The sequence below is a fragment of the Chitinimonas taiwanensis DSM 18899 genome (genome assembly GCF_900119825.1).
Lineage (GTDB): Bacteria > Pseudomonadota > Gammaproteobacteria > Burkholderiales > Chitinimonadaceae > Chitinimonas > Chitinimonas taiwanensis.
On the sequence record NZ_FPKR01000021.1, the window covers coordinates 1 to 7,156 of the forward strand.

At 53.9% G+C, this 7,156-nt stretch carries 6 protein-coding genes; all 6 read left to right on the forward strand.

Annotated elements, in window-relative coordinates; translation table 11 throughout:
* Window positions 1-517 (forward strand): DUF2345 domain-containing protein (locus tag BT173_RS18850; protein ID WP_139256240.1); only part of this gene is annotated, 517 nt, incomplete at its 5' end.
* A 58-nt stretch (window positions 518-575) separates the two neighbouring features.
* Complete coding sequence (locus BT173_RS18855; RefSeq protein WP_084658894.1) at window positions 576-3,275, forward strand: pesticin C-terminus-like muramidase; 2,700 nt, start codon at window positions 576-578, stop codon at window positions 3,273-3,275.
* Complete coding sequence (locus tag BT173_RS18860) at window positions 3,257-3,838, forward strand: lysozyme inhibitor LprI family protein (RefSeq protein ID WP_084658897.1); 582 nt, start codon at window positions 3,257-3,259, stop codon at window positions 3,836-3,838. The genes BT173_RS18855 and BT173_RS18860 overlap by 19 nt, the downstream gene beginning before the upstream one ends.
* A 521-nt stretch (window positions 3,839-4,359) precedes the next feature.
* Window positions 4,360-4,521 (forward strand): hypothetical protein, encoded by a 162-nt coding sequence (locus tag BT173_RS19715; RefSeq protein WP_175545644.1) that lies wholly within the window; start codon window positions 4,360-4,362, stop codon window positions 4,519-4,521.
* Window positions 4,518-5,795, forward strand: a complete 1,278-nt coding sequence (locus BT173_RS19510; RefSeq protein ID WP_139256241.1) for a T6SS immunity protein Tli4 family protein — start codon at window positions 4,518-4,520, stop codon at window positions 5,793-5,795. Before BT173_RS19715 ends, BT173_RS19510 begins: the two co-directional genes overlap by 4 nt.
* A gap of 868 nt (window positions 5,796-6,663) precedes the next feature.
* Window positions 6,664-7,152, forward strand: coding sequence for a hypothetical protein (locus BT173_RS19515; RefSeq protein ID WP_139256242.1), 489 nt, complete (start codon window positions 6,664-6,666; stop codon window positions 7,150-7,152).
* Window positions 7,153-7,156 lie beyond the last annotated feature (4 nt).

Genomic DNA, 7,156 nt, shown 5'->3' on the forward strand with positions numbered 1-7,156 from the left:
CCCGCTGCTGCTGCTCGCCGCGCGTGGCGGCATCCTTGCCGCCAGCCAGGACGCCTTCTTCCTGACCGGCGAAACCCAGAACTGGCTGGCCGGCGGCCACCTGAACCTGCTCACCGGCCATCAGCTGCGCCTGGATGCCAACCAGGCGATCAGCTTCACCGGCGGCCTGGCTGAAGGCGACAAGGACCAGGGCCAAGGCCTGAGCGCGATCACCGGCGAAGGCGACCTGCTGATCCAAGCCCACGCCGGCCCGATGAACCTGGCCGCGAAGGGCAAGCTGACCTTGGAATCGGCCAAGGCGGACACCACGCTGGCGGCAGCCAAGACGATCGTGATCCAGACGGCGGGCGGGGCGAGTATCACGCTGGATGGTGGGATTACGGTGGCGTGTCCGGGGACCATCACCGTCAAGGCGAGTAGGAAGAGCTTTGTGGGGGCGGCGAAAATAGATGCGGTGCTACCAAGGTTTGCTGCTAGTGAGTTGAAGCGCAGGCGCAGGATCGACTTTTCTGGCTAGCGCAGCCGTGCAGCAATATAGCCATAGCTCTCACATAATCAAGACGGCAGACGCATAAATGATCAAGAAATGGCTTTTCCCTTTTCCCGCCGCAAATGGCAAAGAGATTACCGATCCCAATGCCTTTTATGCTGCTTTGGCCGGTAGCGAGGATGGATTTTTCCCGATTGGCGCCAATGGTCTCTGGCATGGCGGTGTGCACTTCGGTGCCGGCACTTCGGCTGCCCTGAAGCAAGACGACGGTATACGTTGTATCGCCGATGGTGAGGTGGTGGCCTACCGTTTGGACGCACGCTATCCGGAAGTTCAATACCCGAGTGGTGGCGGCAAAGCCGCATACTCGACCGGGTTTGTACTGGTGAGGCACAAATTGGTGTTGCCACCGCCTCCGTCGCCGCCTGGTAATGCGTCAAGCGAAGCGGCTGCACCTCCACCTGCTGATGATGTACTGGTGTTTTTCAGCTTATATATGCATCTGCTGGACAAAGCCGGCTACGACTCTGCACCCCATCTGAAGCGCCCAAAATACTGGGGTGGTCCAGCAGTTACTTATGCCGTGGGGGCCAAGGCAAAGGACAAGGAGCCAGCGCTGGCGCCGGGAAAGACTGGCTTGCGAATCCGGAACGCTGCACATGAGGCGGCGGGCCTGCTTCCGACGGGGGCGGTTGTCAAACTGGGTGCAGCATCTCCAAAGCGACCCGCCTTCAATGAGTTAGCGTCGGTTGTCTCGGGGGCCGAGGGCGGGAAAGTGCCTGACAGCACCCCCATTGGCTACGTTTTCAAGGCCGAGTTGGATGCCATTCCCGAGCCTGATGCTGCGGCGGTTGGGGCAGTTTATGTGCTACCTACACCCATACCGGTTGCCGCAGGGGCGCTGATGGGACATATGGGCAATTACCAGAATTTTGATGATATATATCCCATTCCTGCCAGAGGTCCCCGCCCACTGGTACATCTGGAGGTGTTTACCGGTGCTGATTTGCCTGCCTTCCTGGCAAGGAGTCGGGCAAGAGCCGCCTTGCTTGATCCAAAACAGCGCAATCGACTGCTGATTGATGTTGGTGCGCAAGTGTATGAGCCCATTCCCGCTACTGGCAGCATTCCTGACGGTATGCAGATATCACCCAGCAGTGACAGCCCAAAATCAGGGCGCTGGGCGAAGGCGAAGCTGCTCGTCCCCACTATCGTTCCCCGAAGTGGATTAGGCGCTTACCAGGCATCTACCAAAACGTATCAATACCAGGGTCAGCGTGTCACCTTTACCGGACGATTTGTGGGGGCCGCCGATAGCCAAGTGACCACGAATGAAGCCGAAGCCAAGCGTCTGGGCTACGCGCGCAGGGAGGTCATGTTGCCTAGCGGCGACGCATTCTGGGTCCAGCGCAGCGACTTGGGCAGCAAAGCTGGCGTGCGCCAGAAATGGGACAAATTCCCCTTGCAACTGAGTCAACCCGGCCCAAGCACGATCAACACATCGCGGGTTCTGACCAAAGCGGATCTGGAGAAAATACCCGCCATCGACAGAGCGCTGGATGCCAATGGACGACAGTGGTGGAGGCTGAACCGCGTCGGCTGGATCTGTGAGCGTGACCAAGCAAAGGTGGTGTGGAAGTCGCCGTGGGATTGGGCCGGGTTCGAGCTCGTAGAGGAAACCAGTCGCCCGGCCGACCTAATGGCGCGTGATGTTCATCATCTGGGCGGCGCGACGGGCGCGGAGGCGCCCAACTTCAAACAGCGCGCAGACAACGTGGACGGCGGCCCCTTGCTCAGCAAGGTGCGTCAAGCTATCGACAAGCAGGGTGTGGCGGATGGTGTTTTGACTCGACAGGAATTCAAGCGCGCCCTTTCGCTTCCTTGGTTGGCGGACCGTATTGGTCGGCTGATTGTGCGATACGAAAGTGAGTGGGGCGGGGATATGAGCAAGTGGGATGAGCTTGACGCCTTGATGATGGAGGGGAAGGCTGATTGGCGAGTAGAGAAGCAGCGAATTAAGGAATTGGCATTTTTAGCTCAGTTGGGTTCCATAAGAGATTTTCTTGGTACCAGTACCTTTTATTACTGGCATGCCGTCGGCTTAATCTCCAATTTTAAAAGCCGCTGCTCGGCTGAGTGCAGTGTTCCGTACTTAGAGTTAGTTCTAGATGAAGAGACGGTATATCGTCCATCATCTGAGACCATGTCGTGGATGCTGGCAACTGAGAGATACATGAAGAATCCTTATGTTCCATCTGGAAATACCGCGAGTGGAATTACTATTGGGTATGGCTATGATCTTGGTCATCAAACAACTCAAAAAATAAGACAGGATCTTAATGGGATTTATTCGGATGTTGATATTGAAAAATTCGTAGGTGTTGCCGGGAAGAAAAAGGAAGATGCTCGTAAGTCATTGGATGATGTTGGCGATATTGAAATATCAGAGGAGAATGCACTCAAGTTGGCTGCTAGGATGAAAAAGACTTATGCTAAGCAGGTCGTTGATGTATACCCTGAGGCCGTAAAGCTGCATCCGCACTGTCAGGGTGCCCTTTTGTCCTTGGTGGTTAATAGAGGGAATGAGGTAAGTGAAAAGGATCGGCGAAAGGAGATGTTGGAAATACAAAACGATTTTAAGAGTGGTAATGTAGAACAGATTCCCTCTAGATTAAGATCTATGAAGCGCCTTTGGGAGAATACGGGGCAGGGGGGCTTGATTACAAGGCGTGAGGAAGAGGCATTGTTTTTTGAGAAAGGGCTGAAATGCGAATGTTGGGAGTAATTTTCATAGTTGCTTTCTGTGTAATTCAATTTCCCGCGGCTGCGGATGAAGTATTGATTGGTTGTGAGTCCAGCAGGAATTCGGATATTCTCGCCTGTCTGGAGAAAAAGAGAGTTCTTGCTGATAAAGCTTTGAATTATGAATATAAATCTGCGATGGCTAGGTTGAATGGTGAAAATCAGATTGACTTGCGAAATGTGCAGAGGAAGTGGATACACTTTAGAGATAAATTTTGTCTTTCTGTGAGGAAGGAAAATGGCATGGGTGCGGAGGCGGGCCTGGAGTATTCGCGCTGTCTCTATCGCATTACTTTGGATCGGAAGTTGGAAGTGCAGCAGCTTGCTAGTGTGTTGTCAGATGAGAAGTTCTATAGCTCAATAATTGCACTTGGTCGAATCGGTATTGAAAGGGCTCAGTTAATTGAAAAGCTGGCTGCGCTCGACAATGATGTCATTGAGTGGCGGGAATATGTGGCGGCGCACTGTGACTTTATGAGTGCTCTATCTGGGGAAAATGCAAAGGCTTGCAATGCGCGCCTAAACTTCAACCGCTCGTATCAATAGTGCAGACATCCGGGAGACCTTGGGCTAAGAGGATTAGCCTATTCTCCGTAGGTGAAGTCGAGCGAATTTGCCGTGTCTTCACGTGTTGAGTGTTCTAGACACGTGGGGCTAGAACCGATAGGTCGTGGCATTGACGCGCGCGATAGCGTATCTGTTCAGGTGGCGAGAGCGGGAAATCCCCGCAGACGCCCGGGTTGTGGGTGCGTTGCTGAGATTATTGGGCAGAATCCCCCATAGTGAGTCTGCTGTGCGTTTGGCTGTGATGACGTCGACTGGCGCAGCTTACGAGCTAAGCCGTTTTTGACTTCGTGTTGCCCCTGTAATGGCTCTGCTTGGGCTGTGATTCGTCTGTTACAGCCCACACGCCGAAGCTCGTTCCTAAATCCAGCCTAAAGAACCGCAAGACCTTTAATCCGTTCGTGTTCTTGACGCATTTCTGGCGCGCCCTAGAGCACAAGGAGGTGTCCAACTCGTGAGCCGCAGCACCACATGCCTCCGCACCGGTCGCCGCCCCACAAGGTGTGCAAGGCTTCATCGTTGCGCTGCCAACCGAATGGACCCGTGGCGAAGACAATCTGTTCTCCAAGCGCCATGTCGCGACCATCGCGGCCGTTGACGTTCTGGCGTCCGACACGGCGCTGGCTGCGAACGAACACAGTTCAGCGAAAGAATCGATGGCATGACCTCAGCCCTCAACTGCCGCAACTGGCTCGCCGTATTGGTATGTGGGCTGGCCGCCTGCCAACCCAGCGGCGCACAGAATCCACCTCCCGCAGCGGCGCGGGGCGAACAGGAGATCGCCTCGGCCTATCATCCGGCCTACCTGCGTCCCGCTGATGCGCGTTCGGAATGCTTGGGGAGACTGGTCTTTGAGTTACCCAGTCAGCCTAGGTTCGAATGGGGCTTGCCCAAACGGGCCCGCACCAACAAAGAGATTCTTGGCTTCTCACGCATCCTGCGTGGCGGGCAAGACATGATCCATTTGGCAAATGTCGCGATCGTTGTGGCCGCTGAGGCGACGCCCGAGACGATTCTGGAAATGCAGGATTCCGTCAGAACGGACAAGAGCATTGCACTTCAGGATTTCGACGAGAACATTCGAAAGTCCCGCAACTATGCACACGGCTTGGCGGACGATCTTCAAACCCCAGACTTGAAGTCGGACCCGCAAAGATCCGCAGAGTATAAGAAGACCATTCTTGAGGTAGAAAAAGAGGTGGAGGACTACGCCCGCCGCAAGCGTAATCTCGACAAAGACTGGCACCCGACCGACTGGGGCCTACCCGACAGCACCGGCTACATCGCTGGGCCCACCCTCTATGCCTTTGTGCTGCGCGAGGGCTTTGCATTCCAGTTCATGTCGACGGGCGGCGAAGGCGAAGCGCGCTTTGAGGAACGTCTGGCTGCGTTCAAAGACTTGCTCTCGCGCTTTGAATATCGACCGCTGTATCAGGTGCCCAAGCAGCTTGGTCTGTGTATTCCGCATGGCTTCATCCGCGATGATGGCAAAGGGCATTTCAGCGCCGAGGTGTCCTATCGCTTCACCGACAGCCCCGGCGTGATTTACACACTAGGCACCGCGATAGAAGGCGAGCGCAATTTCAATCCGAATGAACCCTTGCTTGAGGCGACTGCTCGCTCCACCGTGGCGGGCCTGATGAGTAATGGCTACGGCCGCAAACTCAAGACCCTGGGACCCAAGAGTACGCATATCGGTGCTCGCTCAGGCGTCATCGGTGGCATCTACACCACGGCAGGCGTCCATGGCTATAGCGTCTATGCCGGCACACGCGGCTGGGATCATTCCCAAGTCTTGCCCTTCATTTCGCTGAACCTGCGCAGCTTCGATCGCGCAACCGCACCGGAAGACCTCAACGTCGATCCGCCCGCCTTCGAGCAGAGCCTGCGACGCTTCGAGCTAACGCAGCAATCGCTGCGCACGCGTAGGACACCGTAACTGAACATGGCTACGAGCACGTCTAGCCGCTATTCCTTATCAGGCGCTATCAATTCGCTGATACTTAAAATGCCTGCTGATAGTATGACCTATCTGGGAGTGCATATTTGCCCTGATAGTAAGGTTAAGCTCATTCCGGAGTCGGGTTGCCCGCAGAAATTAGCCGAGGCTTGGAGATCAATCGGCAGTGGGGCTTACACAAGCTGGGTAATTGGCAGGTGGCGGAATCTTGAGGTTTCTGACAATGTACTCTTGTGTGTGAAGACTTGAGCCTATTTTCTGAATGGATATGTATATGAAAAATTATCTCTACTCGTCATGTCTTGCCTGTTCGCATCGGTGGCTTGTTCGCCAGTTCATGATGGGATCGATAATCAACGTAATGCAATAAAAAATGCAGAAGTCTTATATTTTGACGTTAACTTACATAGCTATCTTGATCGGCCGATCTCTGAGGTGTACCTAAATGGGAAGCATATAGGCGTGGCAAGTGGCCAGCCTCATCGGGGTGCAGGAGGGCTAATAACTGGCGTTGAGGTGCCCTTGGGGCCACAAGCGGTAACCTGGCGGCTAGACGGTCCAGAGGGGATGCCTGGAAATGGTGAAACGGTTAAGGCCATCAATCAGCCGATACTTAAAAAGCCTGCTGATAATATGACCTATTTGGGGGTGCATATTTATCCTGATAATACAGTTGAGCTCATTCCCGAACCTGGCTGGCCAGAGAAGTCCCCGCGAGGCTTGGAGATCAACCGGCAATGGGAGCTCCAACACGCTGGATAACTAGCAGGTGGTGTAATATTGATGTTTATGACAATCTACTCTTGTGTGTGAAGACTTGAGCCCAATTTATAAATAGGATATGTATATGAATAAGTCATCTCTGCTCGTCATGTTTTGCCTTTTTGCATTGGTGACGTGTTCGCCAGTTCACGATGGGATTAATGCTGATGGTAATGCAATGAAAAACACAGAAGCTTTGCTCTTAGATGTCAATCTATATAGTTATCTTGATCGGCCAATACTTGATGTGTACTTGAACGGTAAATTCATTGGTGATGCAGGGGGGCAACCGCATCGTGGTGCGGGCGGGCTGATGACGGGTGTTGAGGTGCCCTTGGGGCCGCAAACGGTAACATGGAGGTTGGACGGTCCGAAGGGGATGCCTGGGAACGGAGAAACGGTTAAGGCCATCAATCAGCCGATACTTAAAATGCCTGCCGATAATATGACTTATTTGGGTGTGCATATTTATCCTGATAATACAGTTGAGCTCATTCCCGAACCGGGTTGGCCAGAGAAGTCCCCGCGAGGCTTGGAGATTAACCGGCAATGGGAGCTTCAACACGCTGGATAACTAG

Coding starts and splice junctions, on each gene's coding strand:
- BT173_RS19515 (WP_139256242.1), top strand. CDS start 6,664: ATGAATAAGTCATCTCTGCTCGTCATGTTTTGCCTTTTTGCATTGGTG.
- BT173_RS18855 (WP_084658894.1), top strand. CDS start 576: ATGATCAAGAAATGGCTTTTCCCTTTTCCCGCCGCAAATGGCAAAGAG.
- BT173_RS19510 (WP_139256241.1), top strand. CDS start 4,518: ATGACCTCAGCCCTCAACTGCCGCAACTGGCTCGCCGTATTGGTATGT.
- BT173_RS18860 (WP_084658897.1), top strand. CDS start 3,257: ATGCGAATGTTGGGAGTAATTTTCATAGTTGCTTTCTGTGTAATTCAA.